Annotated in this window: 19 protein-coding genes and 1 pseudogene; 6 read left to right on the top strand and 14 right to left on the bottom strand. The window is 62.1% G+C overall.

Features of this window, described 5'->3' with window-relative positions:
* Positions 1-16: 16 nt before the first annotated feature.
* The 7 genes from CO670_RS00950 to CO670_RS00920 are packed head-to-tail and all read right to left on the bottom strand — an operon-like array spanning position 17 to position 5,743.
* Positions 17-955: an RcpC/CpaB family pilus assembly protein gene (locus CO670_RS00950; RefSeq protein ID WP_097588550.1), complete on the bottom strand. Its 939-nt coding sequence runs from the start codon at positions 953-955 to the stop codon at positions 17-19.
* Positions 952-1,869, bottom strand: coding sequence for a hypothetical protein (locus CO670_RS00945; protein WP_097588549.1), 918 nt, complete (start codon positions 1,867-1,869; stop codon positions 952-954). Before CO670_RS00945 ends, CO670_RS00950 begins: the two co-directional genes overlap by 4 nt.
* 1 nt (position 1,870) lies before the next feature.
* Entirely contained in the window at positions 1,871-2,548 is a 678-nt protein-coding gene (locus CO670_RS00940; protein WP_097588548.1) for a TadE family protein, read from the bottom strand.
* A complete protein-coding gene (locus tag CO670_RS00935; protein ID WP_097588547.1) occupies positions 2,520-4,163 on the bottom strand; it encodes a Tad domain-containing protein in 1,644 nt (547 codons plus the stop codon). Before CO670_RS00935 ends, CO670_RS00940 begins: the two co-directional genes overlap by 29 nt.
* Positions 4,160-4,957, bottom strand: a complete 798-nt coding sequence (locus CO670_RS00930) for a TadE/TadG family type IV pilus assembly protein (protein ID WP_097588546.1) — start codon at positions 4,955-4,957, stop codon at positions 4,160-4,162. The genes CO670_RS00935 and CO670_RS00930 overlap by 4 nt, the downstream gene beginning before the upstream one ends.
* 5 nt (positions 4,958-4,962) lie before the next feature.
* On the bottom strand, positions 4,963-5,526 hold the full coding sequence (locus CO670_RS00925) for a prepilin peptidase (RefSeq protein ID WP_097588545.1): 564 nt from the start codon (positions 5,524-5,526) through the stop codon (positions 4,963-4,965).
* A 13-nt stretch (positions 5,527-5,539) separates the two neighbouring features.
* Positions 5,540-5,743 carry a hypothetical protein gene (locus CO670_RS00920; RefSeq protein WP_097588544.1) on the bottom strand — a complete coding sequence of 68 codons (204 nt, stop codon included), beginning with the start codon at positions 5,741-5,743 and terminating at the stop codon, positions 5,540-5,542.
* A gap of 391 nt (positions 5,744-6,134) precedes the next feature.
* On the opposite strand from CO670_RS00920, the pseudogene CO670_RS00910 reads away from it, so the two are divergent.
* Positions 6,135-7,532 (top strand): annotated as a pseudogene (locus CO670_RS00910) (ATPase, T2SS/T4P/T4SS family).
* An 85-nt stretch (positions 7,533-7,617) separates the two neighbouring features.
* Here CO670_RS00910 and CO670_RS00905 read toward each other — a convergent pair.
* Positions 7,618-9,024, bottom strand: a complete 1,407-nt coding sequence (locus tag CO670_RS00905; RefSeq protein WP_097588541.1) for an RtcB family protein — start codon at positions 9,022-9,024, stop codon at positions 7,618-7,620.
* A gap of 789 nt (positions 9,025-9,813) precedes the next feature.
* Complete coding sequence (locus tag CO670_RS00900) at positions 9,814-11,370, bottom strand: RNA-binding protein (RefSeq protein WP_097588540.1); 1,557 nt, start codon at positions 11,368-11,370, stop codon at positions 9,814-9,816.
* A 210-nt stretch (positions 11,371-11,580) separates the two neighbouring features.
* On the opposite strand from CO670_RS00900, the gene rtcR reads away from it, so the two are divergent.
* On the top strand, positions 11,581-13,188 hold the full coding sequence (rtcR, locus tag CO670_RS00895; protein WP_097588539.1) for an RNA repair transcriptional activator RtcR: 1,608 nt from the start codon (positions 11,581-11,583) through the stop codon (positions 13,186-13,188).
* 294 nt (positions 13,189-13,482) lie between these two features.
* Here the strand turns inward: rtcR and CO670_RS00890 are convergent, their stop codons facing one another.
* The 5 genes from CO670_RS00890 to CO670_RS00870 all read right to left on the bottom strand — a co-directional run bounded on the left by CO670_RS00890 (position 13,483) and on the right by CO670_RS00870 (position 20,112).
* Positions 13,483-14,613 (bottom strand): RNA ligase, encoded by a 1,131-nt coding sequence (locus CO670_RS00890; protein ID WP_097588538.1) that lies wholly within the window; start codon positions 14,611-14,613, stop codon positions 13,483-13,485.
* Positions 14,614-15,077: 464 nt separating this feature from the next.
* Positions 15,078-15,626, bottom strand: coding sequence for a sarcosine oxidase subunit gamma family protein (locus tag CO670_RS00885; RefSeq protein ID WP_097588537.1), 549 nt, complete (start codon positions 15,624-15,626; stop codon positions 15,078-15,080).
* Complete coding sequence (locus CO670_RS00880) at positions 15,619-18,570, bottom strand: sarcosine oxidase subunit alpha family protein (protein WP_097588536.1); 2,952 nt, start codon at positions 18,568-18,570, stop codon at positions 15,619-15,621. The genes CO670_RS00885 and CO670_RS00880 overlap by 8 nt, the downstream gene beginning before the upstream one ends.
* On the bottom strand, positions 18,567-18,848 hold the full coding sequence (locus CO670_RS00875; RefSeq protein ID WP_004674480.1) for a sarcosine oxidase subunit delta: 282 nt from the start codon (positions 18,846-18,848) through the stop codon (positions 18,567-18,569). Before CO670_RS00875 ends, CO670_RS00880 begins: the two co-directional genes overlap by 4 nt.
* A gap of 13 nt (positions 18,849-18,861) precedes the next feature.
* Positions 18,862-20,112 (bottom strand): sarcosine oxidase subunit beta family protein, encoded by a 1,251-nt coding sequence (locus CO670_RS00870; protein ID WP_097588535.1) that lies wholly within the window; start codon positions 20,110-20,112, stop codon positions 18,862-18,864.
* A gap of 87 nt (positions 20,113-20,199) precedes the next feature.
* On the opposite strand from CO670_RS00870, the gene CO670_RS00865 reads away from it, so the two are divergent.
* From CO670_RS00865 to CO670_RS00850, 4 genes are all read left to right on the top strand, one after another.
* A complete protein-coding gene (locus tag CO670_RS00865; protein WP_097588534.1) occupies positions 20,200-21,159 on the top strand; it encodes a GlxA family transcriptional regulator in 960 nt (319 codons plus the stop codon).
* A gap of 70 nt (positions 21,160-21,229) precedes the next feature.
* Positions 21,230-21,913 (top strand): helix-turn-helix domain-containing protein, encoded by a 684-nt coding sequence (locus CO670_RS00860; RefSeq protein WP_097588533.1) that lies wholly within the window; start codon positions 21,230-21,232, stop codon positions 21,911-21,913.
* 89 nt (positions 21,914-22,002) lie between these two features.
* Positions 22,003-22,908: a glutamine amidotransferase family protein gene (locus CO670_RS00855; RefSeq protein ID WP_097588532.1), complete on the top strand. Its 906-nt coding sequence runs from the start codon at positions 22,003-22,005 to the stop codon at positions 22,906-22,908.
* A gap of 58 nt (positions 22,909-22,966) precedes the next feature.
* Complete coding sequence (locus CO670_RS00850) at positions 22,967-23,653, top strand: GXGXG domain-containing protein (protein WP_097588531.1); 687 nt, start codon at positions 22,967-22,969, stop codon at positions 23,651-23,653.

Here is a 23,653-nt window from a genome sequence, read left to right as displayed (position 1 = left end):
CACTCCCTTGCGGCGGTCACATGCGCGTCCAGTTGATGCTCGGCAGGTCCTCGACACTGTTGTCGGCCGGATTGCGCAACACGAGGTTCAAGCTGCCATTCGACTGGCCCAGCGCAAAAATCAGCATTTCCGCTTCCGACGGCGTCACCTCGACAGTCACGTTGTTGTAGGTGCTGTTGGCCTTGGTGATGGCACCCTCGGCAGTCGTCGCCGCGCCGACGGCCAGCACCTTGACGTTTTGCAGGAAGGTGCGGGTGACGACGCGGGTGCGCGAGCTGATGCCGAGCTTATAGTCCTGCGCCTGCTTGCGGTAGGCGTTGACATCGTTCTCGTCGGCGCCGGGATATTGGGTGAGATAGTTCTTCAGCATCTGCTCGACCGGCGAGACCGGCTGGGCCGGAGCCTGCGGCTGTCCGGCCGCAGCAGGCGCTTGTCCGGGCGCGGCAGGCGCCTGGCCGGGGGCTCCCGTCTGGGCTGCGGCAGGGGGCGCCACAGGCTCGACCGGTTCGTCGACCGTGCCGATGATATCGACATAGCTGCCGGGCTCGACGAAGTGGCCGACGGCCGCGGCCGCATTGACCGGAAGCGTAAGCGCGCGCTTGCCGGGCGCGATCATCGTCGTCAGGCGACCGCCGTCGGCATCGTCGAAATATTGGAAGAGCAGCACGGAACCGGCCGGAATGTCGGCAGCGGCGGTCCTATCCTTCAGCCATTCCTGATAGGCGCTCGCCGCAGGCACGGCGAGTTTGGCGAGCGCCCCGAAGCTTTCCGGCAGCATCACCGGTTCGGCGAGCATATCAGGCGTGATCGCCTGTCCTCTCGTCACCTTCCTGTCGGGCTGGAGGCGCATGAAGGCATAGGCGGTCTGCTCGTTCTTGACGCTCTCGGTCCAGAAATAAAGCAGAACGCCCGTGATGAGACCGACGATGACAGCCGCAATGAGCTTCCAGTTCATGGTGTTATTCCCTCTACGAAGGGTTGCCTGATTTGAATGACCTCGACGGTCCTGCCGTCGCTTTTGCTGCGGGTGTAGAGAACATTCGCCTCGACGCTGCCGCGCCGGCCATAAAGCGCCGTCACCCTGCCGCGCTGGGCCGGCGGCGTCTCGATGGTGAAACCGTCGCGGGCAAGAAGATCGGCGCGGGCATCGGACCAGCGCGCGGCCGACAGCGTGCCTTTCGAGACGACCGTGCGCGACATGTGGCCATTGTCGCGGTCGCCGATATCGCTCAGCACCTCGACGCCGGGCGGCGGGCGCAGCGACGGCGGCAGCTTGCCGGTATCGGCGGGAGCGGCAAAGGCCGGCAGCGTTGCGGCGACATCGTCGAAGCGGCTCATCAGCACCTCGGTCGCCGGCGCATCGGCGGGACGGCGGATCATGATCGAAACGCCTGGTATCGGTCCCCGTGCCGACGGATTTTCAGGATCCTGCCGGCGCAGATAATCAAGCGCGGCTTCGCCGTCGCCATCGAAGAAGCGCACGACCACGGCGAGATCGTCGCGGATACGGCTCGTCCTCGGGACGATCAGCATGTTGGCGGCGATGACGGCCGTCAGCTCTTCCTTATCGCTGCTTTTCGGCAAGGCGGGCCGGGTATTGGCAGCCAGAACCCGCAGCCATTCGTCGGTGATATCGGAAATGCTGCGATCGCTCTGATAGGGCGTGAACTGCAGCGGCTGGCCGTTGATGACGAGATCCCGCGGCGAGCGCTCCGGCGCGCCGAGAATGCCGGCCAACATCGAATTCAGCGTCGCCCTGAAATCCTTGTAGACCTCGGCGCGGCCCGGCGTGGCCGCGGCCAAGGCGGCGAGCCCGATGAGGAGAGCCATGAGCGGGAGACGAAGGGAGATGCGCGCGCCCTGTTTCATCTTATTTTGCTCCCGGGAAGACGCCGTCGAAGAGATCGCCGGAATCGCTGGCGACATCGCGGATTTCCCGGCGCAGGGTCGGGTCATAGCCTCGGCTCGTGGTGTCGTTGTTGTGGGAGGCAAAGAGCGTCGAGTCGTCCACCGTGAAGGCATCCTTCCAGCGGAGGCTGCGGATCGTATCGAGATCGTCGGAGTCCCGGAACTTGTAGACGCGGTCTGCCGTCGCCGTGACGAGCTGCGGCTTTTCATTGGCGAGGTCGCCGACCATATCGCCGAAATCGCGGCCGCTCTTCAGGGTGTTCTGCACGTCGTCCCAGACGAAGGTGCGCTGCGGATCGCCGTCGCCTTCATGGGAGGGCGTGCGCGAGCAGTTCATGGCATCGCGTCCCGGCAGCGCCGGCAGGGCCGGGATCGGGAAGACATTCGAAAAGTCGGAGGTGCAGTTCAGCCCATTGGCTTCTGCGAAGGCAGCGTTGCGCATGGCGAGCATGGTTCCGACCTTCTTGGTCGAAATCCTGTTCGCATGGATGACGAAAATCACGATTAACAGAATGACCGGCGCGGCGAGCACGAATTCGATGGAGGCAAGGCCGCGCCTGTCGCGGTGCAGCCGCATCAAGATGCCGCCGGCCGGAGCGCCGCCGGCATGCTCAGTGTGTGTTGACGGCAGCCCAGGCATTGGCCCCTCCCTGGTCGAAGACCCGCGTCAAGCCGGTGAAACTGTCGGCAGCTTCGCTCTGTTTGATGGTGTTGGAGACCGCGCCGATATCGTCGGCGAACGTCGCGGGCGCAAGCGATGCAAGCCAGTCCTGCGTGTAGAGATCGAAGGCCGTGTAATTGTGCACCCAGCTTTGCGCAAAGGCATAGGCGGAAGGCGTCTTGTCCTTGAACAGACGGACCTGGAGCCTCGCCCGCGGTGCACGCGAAACGACCGCCAGAGTCTGGTAATCGGTGAGCTGGTCGCCGCCGAAGGGCGTGAAGTTGAAGGGGATGCGGCCCTTCAGCCAATAAGGCTTCGGGAAGGAGAGCACGGGCAGGCTGACACCCGCCACCGAGATCGCGCCGCCCGCCGGGCCGCAGACCTGGTTCCAGATCATGTCGAACTTGCGGGTGAAATCGTTCTCGTCTTTGGTCTGCGCGTCGGAATAGCGCGGCGGCACGTCGATCGGCAGCTGGAAGGGATTGGTGATGCCGAAGCCGACACCGAAGACCTTGTCGGCGAGCCAGAAGCTGACATCGAGCGCCAGTTCTTCCCAGAAGCCGAGATCGCCGGCCCATTGTTCGACAATCGCCTTGAAGGGAACTTTGCTGAGATAGGCCGGGCCGAAGGCTTCATAAAAGATGTAGAATTCCACCAGCTGATCGTCGATGCCGCTCTCATGATTGACCCAATCACGGATATGGCTGCCGTCGACGCCGCCTGCCGTCAACGGACCCTTGCCGTTGGGGAAGCCGCGGTTGGCGAATTCGCCGCGCATGAGGAGCGGATCCTGTCCCTGGGTGCCATTCGACATGGCAAGGCACATTTCGGTATAGGCGGCGATGGGATTGGCGCCGTCGCGGTCGACCGGCAGGTTGCCGCCTGCGCCTTCTCCGGCGTCGTTGCAGGATTCGCACGGCGGATGAAACACGACATGGTCCGACTTGTTCAGGCGCACCAGATGCAGGGCCTCGTTGCCGACGCGCTGCGGGAAGCTTTCCACGAGGTAATCGTTCAGGTCGTTCATCGCATCGATGATGTCGCTGGACTTGTTGATGAGACCCCAGGGATCGTATTTGACTTGCGCGGCCACCGTATAGGCAAGCGCTTTGGTGGCTTCGGTCGCCCGGAAGCCCTGAAACGCCAGGCAAGCACCATAGATGATGCCGCCGACGATGGGCACCTTCTGCCAGCCGGGGCAGTAGGGCATCGGCGGAAGCGGCGGCAGCAGGGATGCCGGGCCGAAGCCTTCCGTGAAGGAATATTCGGCAAGTTTCGCCAGAATGACGCCCGAGCGCAGGGCCAGTTCCGCCGTCGTGAGCTGGTAGGCGACCGACGTCGCCATGACCACGGTTGCCTGCGAGGAGGCGACATTGTTCATCGCCATGATATTGAGATAGCGTGCTTCCCAGTCGGCATGGACGAGAGCAGCCGCGTCGGCGGTATCCTGCGTGCGCTGCTTGTCGTAAATCATTTGCCCGGTGTTGAGGATCCAGACGATCATCAGCGCGAGCGCGATCGTCATGTAGAGGATGATCGGCGACAGGAATCCGCGGTCGTCGCGGTGCAGGCGTTTGAAGAACGTCGGTGTCATAGCAGGTTCACCTCCGCGGTCGAGATCGTGTAGTAGCGGCCGTCCTTCCTCTGGCCGCGGGCGAAGACCCAGCCGGCATATTCGAGCAGCAGGAAGCGGGCTTCGACCCTGGCGGTGACGGGCACGTGCGGCGAACGGTTGATGGCGGCATAGAGCGCCATCGGCGCCCGGTCGACGGTCACGGTGACGTTCTGCGGGTCGAACATGTAGCGGGCCTGGTTGCGCATGGCGCGCCAGTTCTTCGAAAGGCCCGAGGCATCGGCGAGGTTCTTCAGCGCTTCTTCCGGCGGTTGGCAGGCGCCGACGCATTTGAGCTGGTCGTAGGGTGCGGCCGGGATCAGCGCGAGGCGAGCGGCAAGATCGGCCTTGCCGGCGGCGGCATCGTCATCGCAAGTCTTGGCGTCGATCAGGCTCCGGATGGTGATCGGCAGGGCTGGGCAGAAATAGACGCGGGCGCTGCGCGCTGCCGCATAGGCGGCATAATGGGTGAAGAGGTGGTTCTTTGCCAGAATGGTGAACTGGAACACCACGAACATGAAGAAGACGAAGACCGGCGTGACAAGCACGAAGTCCATCATCGTGGTGCTGCCCGAAGCATCCCCATGGAGCTCCGATATCCGGCGCCGGCGGGCGGAAAGCCGCGGCAGCAGCAGCATCGAGGCGAGGAGCACGACGGCGATCGCAAAGGTACCGAAGAGGGCGCCATGATCCTCAGGGATCCAGAAGGTCCGCGAGTGCAGGATCGAACTCCAGAAGGCACCGTCGAAAATGGGGCGTTCGAGTTCAGGGCGCATTGCCGTTACCTCACAAAGGCAAGAGGAGTGAAATCGGGTATGAACAGGCACCAGATGAGTCCGAGAGCGGCGGCGACGCCGAAGCGGATGGTATGATGTGTTTCGCGCGGCTTCAGCACTGCAGCAGCGCCGCGGATACCGGCAGGCAGGAGCAAGGCGAACAGTCCGACCGCCCGCAACAAGCCGCTCCATTGAATCCGCCGCGCCATGGAGAAGACGGCGATTACGCCGCCGACGGTGAGCGATGCGAGCATCACGTCGATGGCGGGCCAGAGGCCGAGAATGGCGCCGAGCGCCGCCATCAGCTTGACATCGCCGCCGCCGCAGCTTCCGGCCGCGAAGGCGATGATGAAGATCATGCCGGCCGCGATGAGGCCGGCAAGAGCGAGACCGATCCCTGCCAGACCGCCGCTGATTGCCGCCAGCACGAAGCCGGCGAGCAAGCAGGGATAGGTCACGGCGTTCGGGATGTGACCATGGCGGTGATCGAGCACCGCCGCGGTCGTGGCGCAGGCGACGGCAAGAGCCGTCGCCGCAGGCATCTGGGTCAGATCGTAGGTCATGTCCATGACACGGATCCGTTTATTGACCCGGCTCAGGAATTCTCTCGGCGTCGGAGAGAGCCGTGTTCTTTTCGTTGAACCATTCGCCGATCTGTTTGCCGAATGCGAGCAGGAGCAGCATCAGCGGAATGACGATCAGCGCGACGGCGAGCACGATCTGGGCCATGTCGCCGCGCTCGTCCTTGTGAAGTGCAATTGCGAGAGTCTTGAGGTTTTCAAACATCTGCGTATTCCTCGTTCCTAGGTTTGTTTCGGATCGAAGACCTTGGCGAAGATGAAGCAAGAATACGCTATCGTTTCGAAACAGCACGTTGCTCGTTCCAATGATATTTTCTGCTTCGTTTTATCTTCCCCGGCGGCCAACGCTTGTTGAGCAACACCATTAAGACCCAAGAGTGCGCCCAAGGCCAGCCCTCCGTCAAGCAAACGAAACGAAGGGTTCCAACTGACTTGGAGGCGTCTCTTGATGAAACGGAATTGACGGAGGCCATTTTCAATTAACCTGCTGAATTAGCTATCTTTTCACCTCAAAGTGCCGGTCCCGCCGCAGTTTGGCCGACGATCGTCCACTGACCCATAATCGGCCAATGCTTTCAAGGCGATAGAATATCCGGATCGGATCGGCCGTTTCGCCCGTCCGCGCGGCACGCGCCCATGGCGTTGCTTAGCGATCTGGATTAAGCTTATCCGACATATTGGGTATGACCCTTCAATCGTTCCGGAGAAAGAACCATGGAAACGATGAGCAGCGTCTTGATACTTGCATTGGTCCTCATTCCACTGATGATGTTCTTCCCGACCGCTGTTCAGATGATGGTTACGCTGTTCGGCATGAGCACTGTTCTTGTCGGGATGCCGCTCTGATGAAGGCCGTTTCCGACGATGCCGCCGAGCAGGCGACCTTCCAGGTCCTGACCCGGGCGCTGGACAAGCTGCTCGGGCCGATCCGCTTCCTTCTCGAGGACCCGAGCGTTTCCGAAATCCTGATCAACGGGACTTCCGACATCTTCGTCGAACGGCGGGGAAAGCTCGAACGCGCCGATACGCGTTTTGCCAGCCGCGAGGATCTGGAATCGGCCGCGCGCAGCATCGCGCAGTTCTCGGGCAAACGCTTGACGCCGGAGGAGCCGAGCGTGGAAGCTCGCCTGCCGGACGGCTCGCGCGTGCAGATGATCCAGCCGCCCGCCGCCCGCACCGGGCTCTGCATCTCCATCCGCCGCTTTCTGAAAGAACATCGCAGCATTCGCGATCTCGTCACTCAGGGCAGCCTGACCGAGGAGTCGCTGTCGCTGCTACAGGCGGCCGTCGGGCTGCAGAAGAACGTCATCATCTCCGGCGGCACCGGCACCGGCAAGACGACGATGCTGAACGCGCTATCGGAAGCCTTCGCCGATCACGAGCGCATCATCGTCATCGAAGACACCTCTGAACTGCAGATCCGCAAGGAGCACGTGGTCTATCTCGAAGTGACCAAACCCGACCGCTTCGGCCGCGGCGGCGCCAGCATCCGCGATCTGTTCCGCTCGTCGCTGCGCATGCGGCCCGACCGCATCATCGTCGGCGAATGCCGCGGCGGCGAGGCGCTCGATATGATCCAGGCGATGACCTCCGGTCACAGCGGCAGCCTTTCGACGGTACACGCCAACACGCCTTACGACGCTCTGCACCGGCTGGAGACGCTGGCGCTGATGTCCGATATCGACATGCCGCTCCGGCCGCTACGCGCCCAGATCGCCTCCGCCGTCGACGTCGTCGTACAGATCGCCCGCTTCAAGCGTACCGGCAGACGCCGGGTGATCGAGATTTCCGAAATCAAGGGCCTCAACGACGACGGCCAGTATATCGTCGAGAGCATCTACAAGCTGGAAGGCGACGGCCATTCCAATTCCGATGGCGCACTGCTGTGGACCGGCGTGGTGCCGAGCTTTGCTGCCGATGCGATGGAAGAGATAGCGGACGGTGAACACCCCGAATGGGTGAAGGCTGAAGCCGAAGCGCGGGCAACGGCTTGAAGCCTGTTGGCGAACGCGACCCGGGAACTGTCTGTCCGGCATGGTGCGTCGGGGGAAGGCAAGCCTGGTTGCCTTCCCCCATGCTTCACTGACGCTTTTTGCGCCAGGGCGCGTTCTTCTGCCAGTCGCCGGCCATGATGCTCCCGTAGGGGATCACCTCGTCGACCACTTCGGCCAAGCCGTAGTGCTCGATCTGCGCCCGTACGTTCGCAGCGCTCTTGTAGGCGCTCGGCAGTTCCGACACATCGGCGAAACCAGAGAAGAACCGCGCGTCCAGACCGCTCGTTTCCTTCTCCAGAATAGCCGCGATGTTGTTCGGGCTGAGCCCCCGCGAATCCGCTCCATACTCCGCAGACAACTGCCTCATATGCGCGCTGCGCGAAAAGTTGCGGCCAGCGCCATGCGGCGAGAAGCCGAGGCTATGGGCAGCGTTCGAGCCGCGAACGATCAGGATCGGTTCCCCCATATTGAGCGGAATGATGGTCAGATCGGTCGCGTCATGCGCCCAGTTGTCAAAGGCAGGGGTGGCACCCTTTCCGTGGTAGAACAGCCCGTCCGACTTCCGGAAGACGAAATTATGCTCGTTCCAGAAGCGGTCCGCGACCTTGGCCGAGAGTTTTTCCGTCGCCATGTCGTGAAGGACATAGTGGTTCTCTTTCGTCCACTGGCGGATCGTCTGCAGCGCCGACCAGTAGAAGTCACCTTCCTCGGTATCCGCCGGAATCCAGGCATTTTCCCGATGCGTCTCGGGCGAAATGCGCTCCCGAAACTGGTTGGCGACCTTCATGCCCCTATCGTAGAGACGTGCGCCCGGCGCTCGCGATCCGTGGTGGGTCACAAGGGCGGTTTCACCGGTCGACTTCATCGTCCCGACATAGGCGAAATGATTGCCGTCGCCCTGGGTGGCGAAATGCTCGATGCCGGCGCTCAGCGCCCCGTCGCGCAGATAGGGATTCTGCTGGAAGGCCGAAAGCGTCGCTTCGGACGGCTTGATCTGCGCACCGCGGGGACGGCTGCCGGGACCGAAATGCGTCACGGCGTGCACGGCATCCAGGAGCGACTTCGGATCGACGCCAGGAAAGATCGAGATCGCCATCGAGCAGCAGATATCGGCCGAATGCATGCCCGGATGGATCGCTTCGGACGCCACTACGCCGCCGACAGGGATCGTTCCAACCGGACCGGCCGGGCAGGCGTCCGGCATGATCGCCGCGGCCCGGACGACCGGCGTGCGCACCAGCGCCCGCATCGTCGCGTTGACCTTCTCGACATTGTCCTGCTCGAAGGCGTTCTCGGCGCGGATATTGGAATAGATCTCGATATCGTTATCGGCCCTCAAGGCGAGCGTCGGCCCGGGCTGGAAGGCCCTTGCCGCCTCCAGCGCATCGGTTACCGAGCCACCCTTGCTCAAAACCGCGTTGGCCGCGTCGAGAGCCGGGCGAAACCACTTCCCCTGGCTCATGCCGGCATCGATCAAATCCTGTCCGCTCATTACCACTATCATCGTCTTTTCTGCGTCTGCAGTCCTTCTTGTTCCGTTGCGTCTCTTCACACCGCCTGGGCGACGAGCATTGCTGGAGATCCATCTCGCCGCACGCATTCCATGATCATGGCGCGATGCGGCCCCTGTAGTCACCGGCGGCATTCGCCCAGGCTGTCTTCATCACCCCGACGACGAGATCTGACAGGACAATTTACTGAGCTACGTGCTCCTTTCGGAAACACGGGATGATTTGAACACCCGACCTGCCCACCGGAAATCCGAGGGGCCGCTCTTTCCCTGTAGTCCTGCCGGCATTCGCCGGGGTAGTCCGTTCCTGCGTGGCAGGAGCTTGCAGCGGCGACGAGGATGGACGAAACCGGATGGCCCCGCTCGTGCCAGAGAGCGTATGCCCAGGAGGAGTCGAACCTGCCAGACCATCCAACTTTGGAGCTGTAGTTCCGTCCGGCATTCGCCGCTGCAATCTTCGTCATGACGACAAGTGTCCGGGAAACAGCTTGCTCTACCAACTGAGCTACAGGACCAGGCCCTGGCGAGGTTCGAACTCGCGACACAGATGTAGTTCCCTTTGCATTCGCCATGTCATTCCATTGGTCCGTGACGACGAGGTGTGGTGAAACGTCCTGCTCTATCCGCTGAGCTACGGGTCCATGAACTGGAGGACCCGACGGGATTCGAACCCGCGACCAGGAGATTAACGATCTGTAGTTTCATCCGGCATTCGTCACGCCCCCCCGCGCCGTTCACGGCGGCGCGGGGATATTGCTTCCTGTGAGCCCGTCAGAACTCGATTGCCTCAATGGCTTTCACCCAGCCATCCGCTCCCTTGCTGTTGGCCGCGAAAGCCGTAATCACCCCATAGACGGCATCCGAGAAGCCACCGATGTTGAGCACGTCTTCCCGCGTCGGCGCCTGCGTCGTGGCGTGGGGCTGGATGTCGAGGCAGACCAGCTTTGCAGCCGGGTTGACCCGCTTGATCCTGGCCCATTCCGTCATCACCGCCGTCGGCTGGCCGCTGCCGCGCGCATCCACCCAGGACTCATTGTCCGAGATGAACACCACGAGATCGACCTTGGCCCTCTCGTTTGCCAGCATCTTCAGCGGTGCGGAGCAGTTGGTTCCGCCGCCACCGATTTTCGCCAGCTTACCGGCATTGGTCATCACCGAATCCCGCTTGTTGAGGCTGACGTGCACTACGTCATTCTCGAACGGCAGCACCCGCGCCTTCGGGTTGCGCTGCAGGAACGCCGCGGTCATCAGACCGGCGACGTCGATGCAACGAACCGAGGACGTCGCGCCCTTCCGGTAGCCGGTCACGGGCGAGCCCATGGAACCCGACACGTCGGGGCAAAGCACCACATTGCCCGTCAGGGACGGCACATTGGCGATGGCGATATCCATCGCGTCCTGAAGCGCATCCCGCACGACATCCGGAACCTGGCCATCGACCATCTTCCACGCCATCATCAACTGATAGGGGAAGACCTTTGCCTTGCGGATTTCCTCCGGATCGGCAAGCCGCGCCGCCAGCGTCTCGGCAAAACCCTTGACCTCGAACACGCGGTTGCGTGCAAAGGTGTTGAGGTTCTGCCGCACCATCTGCCAGCCGCCCTTGCGGGCGATTTCGACCCAATGCTCCCGCGTCAACGGCAGCGAGGTCAGCATCTGGAACGGCACATCAGGCACTGGCGCCGTCCGGTCACGTCGGAACGCTTCCAATGCCTTGACGAGTTCCGGCAGTGCCGCGTAGTCGTGCGGCTTGCCGATCGCCCAGGCATAAAGCGCCTTGCGCTCCCCTGTGGCCGGCTTCGGATGCACCATGCGGATGACGTCGGCGAGCGAAGGATCGTTTCCGACCATCGCACGCAGGATCTGCTCGGTGCTGGCCCGCTCGAGCCACGCCTGCACCACCTTTTTCGGGCGTGTGCCGAGCGACTTGCGACCGGTGGCGCCAGAGCGCATGACCTGCACGAAGCCGCGCAGCATCTTGCCGCTCTTCACCACCCGCGGGAATGCACAGGCGAAGGCATCGCTCTGAAGGCTGGAGAGCATGGCGAGCAACGTCACCGGCATGTCCTTCATGTGACCCTTCTCAGCGGCGTAAACAGCCACCTTGGCGAGAAATTCCGGCTCGACCTCAAGGGCGAGCGTCTTTACCGCATCGAGCTGCTCAGCTCCTTCAGCATAGAAGGTGCCGTTGAGGGTTCCGGTAACGGCATATTGCGCCAGCGCCTCACGCGGCGTCAGCCGGTAGGCCGGGGCCGCTTCATGATTTTTTGTATCCGCGCCCGGAAGCAGCTTCCCGAGGTAGGTTTTGAAGATTGCCTTGTTGACCATGACAGCACCTGTTGTTTGGTTCGTGCCAGATACATTTCAAGACGCGTGCCAGTTTGACGAAAGGAGCGGGAGACCGGCGAAATTTTCGTTCATCCATCTGTTTTTAAAAGATAAATTTTTATGCCTCAGTCGAGCGCAATCATGAATTGCAAAAATCCGATCCCGATTATATTATCGCAAACTAGCTTGTTTTATAATTTTGGATAAGAGATGAAGCGCCGCGTCGCCATTAGCATATTGGGAACCACCCTGGATGCGGGGAAATGGGAAAATCGCTGGAGCCGCTGGCGGCCGAATGTCGCGCTCTGCCAGCAACCGGGCCTGTTCATCGACCGGCTGGAACTGATCCTCGACAACCACTCGCAAGCTCTCTGTCACCGCATCGTCGCCGACATCGAAACCGTAGCGCCGGCAACGGAGGTGCGGAGCAACATCATCAACTTCAAGGACCCCTGGGATTTTTCGGAGGTCTATACCAACCTCAGGGACTTTGCCCGCAACTACAACTTCGACCCCGAAACGGAAGACTATCTCGTCAACATCACCACCGGCACCCATGTCGCACAGATCTGCTGGTTCCTGCTGACCGAAGCCCGCATCATTCCCGGCCAGCTGCTGCAGCTCTCGCCGCCGCGGGACCGGGAGCCGGAGCAGAATTTCGCCGGCACGCATCGGATCATCGACCTCGACCTTTCCCGTTATGACGAGATCGCCAAACGCTTCGCCTCCGAGCGCGAAGACGCCGCCTCCTTCCTGAAGTCGGGGATTTCGACCCGCAGCGCCGCCTTCAACAGAATGATCAACGAGATCGAAAGGGTGGTGATCCGCTCGACGGCGCCCGTTCTGCTGACCGGCCCGACCGGCGCCGGCAAATCGCAACTCGCCCGCCGGATCTACGAGCTGAAGAAGAGCCAGCGCAAGGTCAGCGGTCCGTTCATCGAGGTCAACTGCGCGACCCTGCGCGGCGACCAGGCCATGTCCACCTTGTTCGGCCATGTGAAAGGCGCGTTTACCGGCGCTGCCGGCGAGCGTGCCGGCTTGCTCAAGTCCGCCGACAAAGGCGTGCTGTTCCTCGACGAGATTGGCGAACTCGGCCTCGACGAACAGGCCATGTGCCTGCGCGCGATCGAGGAAAAGAAGTTCCTGCCCGTGGGCGCTGACCGGGAGGCGTCCGCGGACTTTCAACTGATTGCCGGCACCAATCGCGATCTTGGCGAGGATGTGCGCAAAGGCAGGTTCCGCGAAGATCTCTATGCCCGGCTGAACCTCTGGACTTTCCAGCTGCCGGCCCTGCGCGAGCGCAAGGAGGACATCGAGCCCAATCTCGACTTCGAGCTCAGGCGCTATCTGGAACGAGAAGGCGAAAATGTGACTTTCAACAAGGAAGCACGCGACCGCTATCTTAGTTTCGCAACTGGCCCGTTAGCCCTCTGGAGTGCCAACTTTCGCGACCTGTCGGCTTCGGTGACCCGCATGGCGACCCTTGCGCCGCATGGGCGCATCACGACCGACGTCGTTGACGATGAAGTCCGGCGGCTGAATGCGTTTTGGCGCAGCTCAAGTGACGACGGCAGGGTGGATCTGATCATTGAAGAAGTGCTGGGTGCAGAGACGGCCGCTCGCCTCGATCGCTTCGACACGGCCCAGCTTGCCACCGTTCTTCACACTTGCCGTCAACATGCCACGGCAAGTGCTGCGGGCAGAGCCCTGTTTGCGATGTCGCGACTGGAGAAAAAGAGCAGCAACGACGCCGATCGCCTGAGTAAATATCTCGCGCGCTTCGGCCTCAGATTCGAAGATATTAGGAAAGCCGGATAAAGGCTTGTGGTAACCGGTGTTCCACTCCCACGTTGCCCTGTCTGGGCTAATCTGTGATCGGCTTTCCATGGACGAGCAACGGGAGTTTCTCCATGGAGAGTACATTAGAGGTTTTCACGACCAGGAAGTCTGGGCGTGAGGTTCACCTATCGAACGCCTTCTGGAGCAAAGCACACGTTCCACTTGATGCCGCTATCTAACGCATTATTGCTTCAATGTCACAGCCGAAGGAACCTCTCAGCCGAGGCCTTCTCCAATCCTGCATTCACGCCAGAGCTACTGTACGCTGCAAATCTACGATGTTGCCTCATCAATCACACGCCCCATGGCATATGAGGGCTGGTAACCTGGCAACACGTTGCCAGTGGGTCTGATGGAACGCATCAACGCGTCTCTTGACCTGCCTACGATTGCGCCTGCTTTTCGCAAGCCAAAAACGTAAGGACCCACGTCAGCAGGCAGTGAATTGAGCGACAATCCCAACTCTTTATCGGAAAGATGGGCGACAGATGCTGCCAGTTCAGTGACCTTCCTTTCCATCGCCGCGTATTCCTTCGTCAGGAGGAGTACGATGTTGTCAAAATCGCTCCAAAACTCTTCCGGCAAATCACGACGAATCGCGGCCATGTCGTCCCCAGCGGCCATTGCTTCCCACATTGCCAATGGCGTGCAGCGTGAGATCAACGCATGGATACGACGGTACTCGGAGCCTTTGAGTTTGAGGCGCAAGCCATTGGTGAATCTAACAACAAATCCCTCGATGTCGCTTGGGAGCGTTGCAGTATGGAGCATCATGTCCGCCATATTCCCGAACTCATGGCGTTCGGCCGCACGCCATCCCAACGCTTGGCTGGTCGTTCGAACCTCGTCGTAGGTTACTTCAAGACCTGAAGCGTGGTAGGCCGCCAACATCACCATGGCAGGCTCCGCATATCGCACGACAATTCTGTTTTCCGGATATACCGCCTCGAACAGATATGTCGTATCCGGCGACAGACCGGAGAGATCGTGGGCATCCAAGCGTGCTTGAGCCCATAGGGCCTGTTCGGAGTCGAACGCTCCTTTGGTGGCTGCGTGCCAACGGCCAGCATCATTGAACACGATTATCAGACTACCATCGAGCTTTTCGAACGCCTCAAACGGCAGATCGGGTACTTCACCATGCCGCTCGCCGACATTGAAAAACTTCGGAAACGGCGTGGCAACGACCCGACCAGCGCCCTCGTCCACAATGAGACCGCGAGCGATCAGCGAAAACTGATCCCAACCATCCTCATATACGCACCGGGGGGTATAGATGTAGAGCTGCAAAGTACCGGTTGCGTTCTGACGGCGATGGACATGGCCAAGACCTTGGGCTCGCTTCAAGCCAGCGATAAGGTCGGGAAACGGGATTTGGCGTGCAGGGTGTATCGGGTCGTTCATCTTTTCACAGCACCCTCTTTTACTGCCTTCAGAATTAATTTTGGCTAAATTTATCAACTGTTCAGCCGTTCCACGCCGTCAAACGCGATTTACTAATAGATTTGATCGTCCGCTCTGATGGATGCAACGCCTATTGGGTTCGGACCCCGCACAGCCTTTGCCAATGATTTCGCTACTGGCGTTCGCGATCCCCGCGTCGAAGCGTGAATTCGATTCAAGATAACGGTTCGATCAATCATGCTCAAAGAATTATCTCGCGGCATTATCTAGGCTGCCACAAGGTCTGATTGGGGCACCGCTTACCATCTGCTCGTCAGTCCCTAAAAATTTCGCCGCCACCGTCTCCACTGTAGCGAATTCTCGTGTTGGCTCGACGGTCAACGGCTGCGTGCCACCGCGCCGGAAAGTTGAACCTTACAGCTATTTTCGCTCAATCGTCGATCTTTGCGCCGGCACGGCGGCCCTTATGCGCCGCTATCCTTTTCGGCGCTCGTCGCCATATGCCTGAGCTCGTCCCAGAGGCTTTCGGCGAAGCTGCGCAGGACCGTGAGTTCGAAGCTGTCATCGCCGGTGCGTACGATCTGCACGGAGATATGGCCGATCATCGTCATGGCCGAATCGTCCTCCGCAAAGACGGCGGGATCGAGATCGACGGCCGTGCCTTTTGAAAGAAGCAGGCGCGAGGATCGGCCGGAAATGCCGATGCGTACACGCCCATGGCTCTGGTCCATGACGTAGGCTTTTCCGGCAAGCGCTGCGGTAAGGGTGTCGAGCTTTGCGGGCGCGAGCGGTTCGTCGCCGGCGATGAACCATTGGCGGAAACCGGCCTTGCGGATCGAACTGTTCGCAAGGCCTGCTTTCGCCAGTTCGGTGGCGAGTGCGGCCGGCTCGATCGCGCCGAGCACGTGCAGCAGATGGCCTTCCGGCAAGGCTTCCAGCCGGAGGGCGGATCCTGCCGCACCGTTGTGTCTGGCGCCGGCGAGGACCGGCCGGTGCTGGGGAAGATCAGGCATGGAGCTTCTCGTTTTCGGGATCGATGAAGACGGGATGGCAGAGCACCGCATCGGTGAATTCATTGTGCAGGCCGTTCCAGACCGTCACCTTCTCACCGATGCGCTCCGGCCCGCGCCGGACGAGCGCCAGGCCAATCCTATGGCCGAGGCTCGGCGAAAAGGCGCTCGACGTGACATAGCCCTGATCGTTTTCGAGCGTCGCCGCCGCACCCTCGGCAAGGATATGCGAGCCGGTGCGGAAGCCGCTTGCCGGGTTGAGCGGCTTGACGCCGACGAGGCGCGGGCGCTCGGGATCCTGCAGGCCTTCGCGGGCAAGCATCGCCTTGCCGATGAAATCCGGCTTGGTTGATGAAACCATGCGGCCGAAGCCGAGATCGCCGGGTGTTACCGTGCCGTTGATCTCGGCATGGGTGACATGGCCCTTTTCGATGCGCATGACGCCGAGCGCTTCGACGCCATAGGCTGAGATGCCGTGTTTCTCGCCTGACGCCATGATGGCATCGGCAACGCTTTCGCCATAGCCGGCCGGCACCGCCAGTTCGTAAGCGAGTTCGCCCGAGAAGGAGATCCGGAAGAGCCGGCCTTCGAGGTGGCCGGCGAATAGCGACACCTTGCGGGCGCTCATGAAGGGGAAGGCCGCATCGGAAAGATCCTCGTCGACGATTTCCGAGAGGATCGCGCGCGACTTCGGCCCGGCAACCGCCATCTGCGCCCATTGATCGGTCGAGGAGGCGAAGCAGACGTCGAGTTCCGGCCACAGCGTCTGGGCGCAGAATTCGAGATGGGTCAGCACGCCGGCGGCAAGCGCCGTCGTCGTCGTCATGAAGAAATGGTCGTCGCTGAAGCGGCTGGTGGTGCCGTCGTCATAGATGAAGCCGTCCTCGCGCAGCATGATGCCGTAACGCGCCTTGCCCAGAGCAAGCTTGGCGAAGCCGTTGCAATAGACGCGATCGAGGAAGGTCGCGGCGTCGCGACCGAAGATTTCGATCTTGCCGAGCGTCGAGACGTCGCAGAGGCCGGCATTTTTGCGGATATTCAGCACTTCGCGGTCGACGCTGTCGCGCCATGTCGCCTCACCGGCGCGCGGAAACCAGGAAGAACGATACCAGAGCCCGGTTTCGACGAAGATCGCGCCATTCTTTTTCGCCCAGCCGTGCAACGGCGATTTGCGCGCCGGCTGGAAATCTTTGCCGCGCGATGCCCCGGTCAAAGCGCCGAAGGAAACGGGCGTATAAAAGGGCCGGAAGGTCGTCGTTCCCACTTCGGCGGGTGACACGCCGCGCGCCTCGGCAAGAATGCCGATGGCGTTGATGTTGGAAAGCTTGCCCTGGTCGGTCGCCATGCCGCTGGTGGTATAACGCTTGGCAAGCTCGACATGGCCGTAGCCTTCGCGCACGGCAAGCCCGAGGTCCTTGAGGTGCACGTCGTTCTGATAGTCGACGAAGGCCTTGCCCTTCGAGCCTTTCACCGACCAGAGCGGCTTTGCATACGGAGCCGTCTCGGGAGCTGAAACAAAGGCCGGTTCCGCTGAAAAGCCGATTGCCTGCAATGCGGCGGCGGCCTTCGCCGCGCCATCGCCGAGGCAGGCCGTGGTTTGCGCAAGGCCGGCGGCTGCGCCGGCAACGGCAAGGCCGTCCTGTGATGCCGGCGCCAGAAATGCCGAAGACTCCTCGGACCATTGCGGCTTGCCGCCGCGATGGCAGGCAAGATGAATGACCGGGCTCCAGCCGCTCGACATGGCGAGCGCATCCGCGTCGATCCGGCGAATGCCGCCTGCGGTCTCGATGCTGACGCCGCGCAGGCGCTTGCCGCCCTCTGCATCGATGACCCGGGCGCCCCGCAGAACCTCAGCGCGGCCCTGCCAGCCCTTGCCGCCATCGGCGCGGCTGTCGACGATCGCGGCAACTCGAAGGCCGGCGGCTTCGAGGTCGGCGGCGGTGTCATATGCAGTATCGTTGGTGGTGAAGATCACCGTGCTTTGGCCTGGCGCCACCGCCTGCCGATTGAGATAGCTGCGCATGGCGCCTGCCATCATCACGCCGGGAATATCGTTGCCGCCGAAGACGAGCGGCCGCTCCTCGGCTCCCGTCGCCAGAAGCGCCTGGCGGGCGACGATGCGCCACAATCTTTCGACGGGGCGCTCGGGATCGGGCAGCGCCACATGCTTCTGCACACGTTCGACCGCGCCGAAAACATTGTCGTCGTACCAGCCGAACACGATCATGCGCGGCAGGCGGCGCACATTCGCCAGCCCTTCGAGTTCGGCCAGCAGCTCGCCGAGAACAGCGTCCGCCGGCTTGCCGTCGACTGCGCCGCGGGAAAGCAGGCTGCCGCCGAATTCGGCGCCTTCGTCGGCAAGAATGACGCGCGCGCCGGCGCGCCCGGCGGTGAGTGCCGCGGCAAGACCGGTGGGGCCGGCGCCGATCACCAACAGATCGCAATGCGCCCAACATTTCTCATAGGCGTCGGGATCGGCTTCGTAGGAGGCGCGGCCGAGGCCCGCCGCCTTGCGGATCACCGGCTCGTAGAGCTTTTCCCAGAGGGCCGCCGGCCACATGAAGGTCTTGTAGTAGAAACCGGCGCTGAGGAAAGGCGAGAGCAGGCCGTTGACGGCGCCGACATCGAAATCGAGCGAAGGCCAGCGGTTCTGGCTCTTGGCCGTCAGCCCCTGGTAAAGCTCGATCATCGTCGCGCGCGTATTCGGTTCGGTGCGCCCGCCGCTGCCTGTCGTCACCAGCGCGTTCGGTTCGGCGGCCCCCGCCGTCAGAATGCCGCGCGGGCGGTGATATTTGAAGCTGCGGCCGACGAGCTGGATACCGTTGGCCAGCAGCGCCGAGGCGAGCGTGTCGCCCGGATGGCCTTCCAGCGCCTTGCCGTCGAAGGTGAAGCCGAGTGTCGCGGCCCGGTCGATGCGGCCGCCGGAGGAAAGACGGAAACTCGTCATGCCGGTTCTCCGCCGAGCTTGGCAAGAGCGGCATCCCTGACACCATGAACCTTATGGGTGACGGTATCGCGCTCGACGATCAGCCAGCGGCGGCATCCGGAGGAATGGTGCCAGTATTCGCTATGCCGGCCCTTCGGATTGTCGCGCAGATAGACATAGTCGTACCAGGCATCCGCGCCGGCATCCGGCGCCGGCCGGACCAGGTTCGCATCGCCGCGGATCGAGAATTCCTCCTTGGGCCGGACGCCGCAATGGGGACAAGAAATCAGGCTTGCCATCGTCTAAATGTCCTCAGTGCAGATTGGGCTGGGCGCCGACGCCCTTTTCATCGATCGGATAGCCGCGGGCGAAACGGTCGAGCCGGAAGGCCCGGGCCGTCTGATGCGGCGTGTTGCGGGCGATCAGATGGGCGTAGCAGAAGCCGGACGCGGGCGTCGCCTTGAAGCCGCCGTAACACCAGCCGGCGTTGAGATAGAGATTGTCGATATGGGTGCGGTCGATGATCGGCGAGCCGTCCATGCTCATGTCCATGACCCCGCCCCAGGAGCGCAGAAAACGCACCCGCGACAGGGAAGGGATCATCGCCACACCGGCTTCGGCGACATGCTCGACTGTCGCCAGATTGCCGCGCTGGGCATAGGAATTATAGCCGTCGATATCGCCGCCGAAGACGAGGCCGCCCTTGTCGGACTGGGAGACATAGAAATGCCCGGCGCCGAAGGTGACGACATTGTCGATGAAGGGCTTCAGCCCTTCGGAAACGAAGGCCTGCAGCACATGGCTTTCGATCGGCAGGCGAAGGCCGGCCATATCGGCGACGACGGTGGAATTGCCGGCCGCCGCCAGCGCCAGCTTGCCGCAGCCGATGAAGCCCCTGCTGGTCTCGACGCCGGTAACTTGACCGTTTTCAGTGCGGATGCCCGTCACCTCGCACTGGGTGATGATATCGACGCCGCGGCTGTCTGCGCCGCGGGCATAACCCCAGGCGACCGCATCGTGGCGCACCGTGCCGCCGCGCGGGTGGAACAGGCCGCCCAGGATAGGGAAACGCGCATTGTCGAAATCGAGGAAGGGCAGTTTCTTGCGTACCGCCTGCCGGTCGAGAAGCTCGGCGTCGACGCCGTGCAGCCGCATGGCGTTGCCGCGGCGCGTATAGGCGTCACGCTGCGCGTCGGAATGGAAGAGGTTGAGCACGCCGCGCTGCGAGACCATGGCGTTGAAGTTGAAGTCCTGCTCCAGGCCTTCCCAGAGCTTCATCGACAGCTCGTAGAAGGGATTGTTGCCCGGCAACAGGTAATTGGAACGGATGATCGTGGTGTTCCGGCCGATATTGCCGGAGCCGAGATAACTCTTTTCGAGCACGGCGACATTGGTGATGCCGAATTCCTTGGCGAGATAATAGGCGGTGGCAAGGCCGTGACCGCCGCCGCCGACGATGACGACGTCGTAATGCGGCTTCGGTGCCGGGTCGCGCCAGGCGGGCGCCCAGCTTTTGTTGCCGCGAAGGCCGTTCAGGAAAATCGAAAGAGCGGAGTAGCGCATGGGTCAATCCGAAAAGAACCGCCGCATGATGCCAGAAAGACCGCCGCGAACTTGCGCAATTAGGACACTAATGAATATAAAAGGGACATGTCCTCATCCGATACCAGAAATGTCCAGGAGATCGGCTTTATCCTGATCCCGGGATTCGCGCTGATGTCCTACGCTTCGGCGACGGAGCCGCTCAGGGCGGCAAATCTCCTGGCCGGACGCGATATCTATCGTCTGCGGACGTTCTCGCCGGACGGCGCGCCCGCGCGCTCCTCCTCTGGCGTGCCGGTGCCGGCCGAACCTCTTCCCAGCAGGGGCGCGGGGCTCGGCACGGCCTTCGTCTGCGCCGGCGGCTCGCCGCGCGAGTGGCGCTATCCCGGCGTTCTCGCCTGCCTCAGGCAGCTGTCGCGCGAAGGTGTCAGGATCGGCGGCATTTCAGGCGGCCCCTATCTAATGGCGGCCGCCGGGCTCCTCACCGGCCGCGACTTCACCATCCACTGGGAATACGCCGCCGCTCTTCTCGAGGCTTTCCCGGATCTTTCGCCGCGCCAGGCGCGCTTTTTGATCGACGGCAGCAGAATCTCCTGCGGCGGCGGCATCTCAGCGCTCGACATGATGCATGTGCTGATCACCGAGCGCATGGGGCCGGATTTCGCCCGCCGTGTCAGCGACTGGTATCTCCACACCGAGGTCAACGAGCCGGCAGCGCCCCAGCGCGCGTCGCTCGCCGAGCGTTATGGCGCCCATCATCCCGGCCTGCTCAGTGTGCTCGAACGGATGGAGGAGACGATCGAGATGCCGCTCGATCGCGCCGCCATGGCGCGCATCGCCGGTGTTTCCGCCCGCCATCTCGACCGCCTCTTTGCAACCCATCTCGGCACCACCTTCCTCGATCAATACCACAGGATCAGGCTGCAGCATGCCCATCGCCTGCTGAAACAAAGCCCGCTTTCCGTGTCGGAGATCGCCGTCGCCACCGGCTTTTCCAGTCTCAGCCATTTTTCCCGGCTGTTCCGCGCCGTCTATGGTGTGGCGCCGCGCGAGGCGCGGCGGGAATAGATTTTCCTCACGGTTGAGGAAATTTCACTATGGCGATAGGGTTGCCTCTGAACGAAAGCAAAGGCGAGCCATGAAATCGAAGCGTGAAGCGGCAGATCAACCGGAACAGGCGCATGGCGGGCGCACCCCCTTTTCCCAGGACCCGCACGCCGTTCGGGAGCCGAAGGAAAACAATCTCGAAATGGCGATCGGCCATGAGGTGCGCGCCTACCGCAAGAAACTCGGCATCACGGTCACCGATCTTGCGGCCGCGACGGGCATTTCGCTCGGCATGCTGTCGAAGATCGAGAACGGCAACATTTCGCCGTCGCTGACGACGCTGCAATCGCTGTCGCGGGCGCTCGGCGTGCCGCTGACGGCCTTCTTCCGCCGCTACGAAGAACCGCGCAACGCCGTCTTCGTCAAGGCGGGAGAGGGCGTCGAGCTCGAACGGCGCGGCACGCGGGCCGGCCACCAATATAATCTGCTCGGCCATATCGACAACAATTCGAGCGGCGTCATCGTCGAGCCCTATCTCATTACGCTGACGGCCGATTCCGACGTCTTCCCGACCTTCCAGCACGAAGGCATGGAGTTTCTCTACATGCTCGAAGGCGAGGTCGTTTATCGCCATGGCGATCAGCTTTTCCAGATGCAGCCGGGCGACAGCCTGTTCTTCGATGCCGATGCGCCGCATGGGCCGGAGCAGTTGGTGAAACTGCCGAGCCGCTACCTCTCGATCATCAGCTATCCCCAGCAGAGCACCAGGGGCTGACTTGCCTTAAAAGAAAAATTTATTCTCCTCAGTTGAAGTCCGCAGGCAGAGCTGTTACTCCTTTCCCAACTTGAAAGGAGGCACAGGCTATGTGCGGCATCGTTGGACTTTTCCTCAAGGACAAGAGCCTTGAGCCTCAGCTGGGAAATCTTCTCTCGGACATGCTGATCACCATGACGGACCGCGGGCCGGACTCGGCCGGCATCGCGATCTATGGCGGCTCCGCCGAGGGCAGGGCGAAGGTGACCATCCAGTCCGCCGATCCTGGTGTCGACTTCGAAGGCCTCGCCGGCGACCTCGAGAAGGCTGATATCAAAGCCCATGTGTGGATCAAGAGCACGCACGCAGTCCTTGAGCTTGATGCCTCCAAGCTTGGCGCCGTGCGTGAGGCGCTCGAACAGATCCGCCCGACGGTCCGTCTCATGGGCTCGGGCGAAAGCGTCGAAATCTACAAGGAAATCGGCCTGCCGAAAGATGTGGTCGCGCGCTTCGACGTCCGCGCCATGGGCGGCACCCACGGCATCGGCCACACCCGCATGGCGACCGAATCCGCCGTCACCACGCTCGGCGCCCATCCGTTCTCGACCGGCGCCGACCAGTGCCTGGTGCACAACGGCTCACTGTCCAACCACAACAACCTGCGCCGTGAACTCATCCGCGAAGGCATGAGCTTCGAGACCCAGAACGATTCCGAAGTCGCCGCCGCCTATCTGACCGCCGAGATGGCCAAGGGCAAGGATCTCGGCCAGGCGCTGACCGGCGCGCTCGACGATCTCGACGGTTTCTTCACCTTCGTCGTCGGCACCAAGTCCGGCTTCGGCGTGGTGCGCGATCCGATCGCCTGCAAGCCCGCCGTCATGGCCGAGACCAACCAATATGTCGCCTTCGGCTCGGAATATCGCGCGCTGGTCAACCTTCCCGGCATCGAGAATGCCCGCGTCTGGGAGCCGGAGCCGGCGACCGTCTACTTCTGGGATCACGACAAGGCCGCCTGAGGGGCGCCCGAAAGCCAGGAGCCGGCTGAAACCGTCTCCCCCGACCAACGAGGACCCAATGCCCACATTCGATCTTTCCAACACCCCTCTTCGCGAGCTCAACAGCGCGCTGCACGCCCTTTCCAAGGGCGCCAACGACACCGCATTCGAGGTCATCAACCCGCGTGGCAGCCATTCCGTTGCCGTCGGCATCGACAGCCCCGTCACCGTCGCCGTCAGAGGCTCGGTCGGCTATTACTGCGCCGGCATGAATGACGGTGGCAATGTTACGGTCCATGGCTCAGCCGGTCCGGGCGTTGCCGAAAACATGATGTCCGGCACCGTCGTCATCGAGGGCGACGCCAGCCAGTATGCCGGCGCCACCGGCCGGGGCGGCCTGCTCGTCATCAAGGGCAATGCGGCCTCGCGCTGCGGCATTTCGATGAAGGGCATCGACATCGTCGTGCACGGCAGCATCGGCCACATGTCGGCCTTCATGGGCCAATCCGGCCATCTCGTCGTGCTCGGCGACGCCGGCGAGGCGCTCGGGGATTCGCTTTACGAAGCCAAGCTTTTCGTCCGCGGCGAGGTCAAGAGCCTAGGCTCCGACTGCATCGAGAAGGAGATGCGGCCCGAGCATCTGGAGAAGCTTGCTGAGTTGCTCGACAAGGCAGGGGTCACGGACGTCAGGCCCGAAGAGTTCAAGCGCTACGGCTCGGCCCGCAAGCTCTACAATTTCAACATCGACAACGCCGACGCGTACTGA

This window comes from Rhizobium sp. J15, assembly GCF_002531825.1.
GTDB lineage: Bacteria > Pseudomonadota > Alphaproteobacteria > Rhizobiales > Rhizobiaceae > Rhizobium.
The sequence above is the reverse complement of the archived record's forward strand: the minus strand, read 5'-3'. Positions and strand labels throughout refer to the sequence as shown.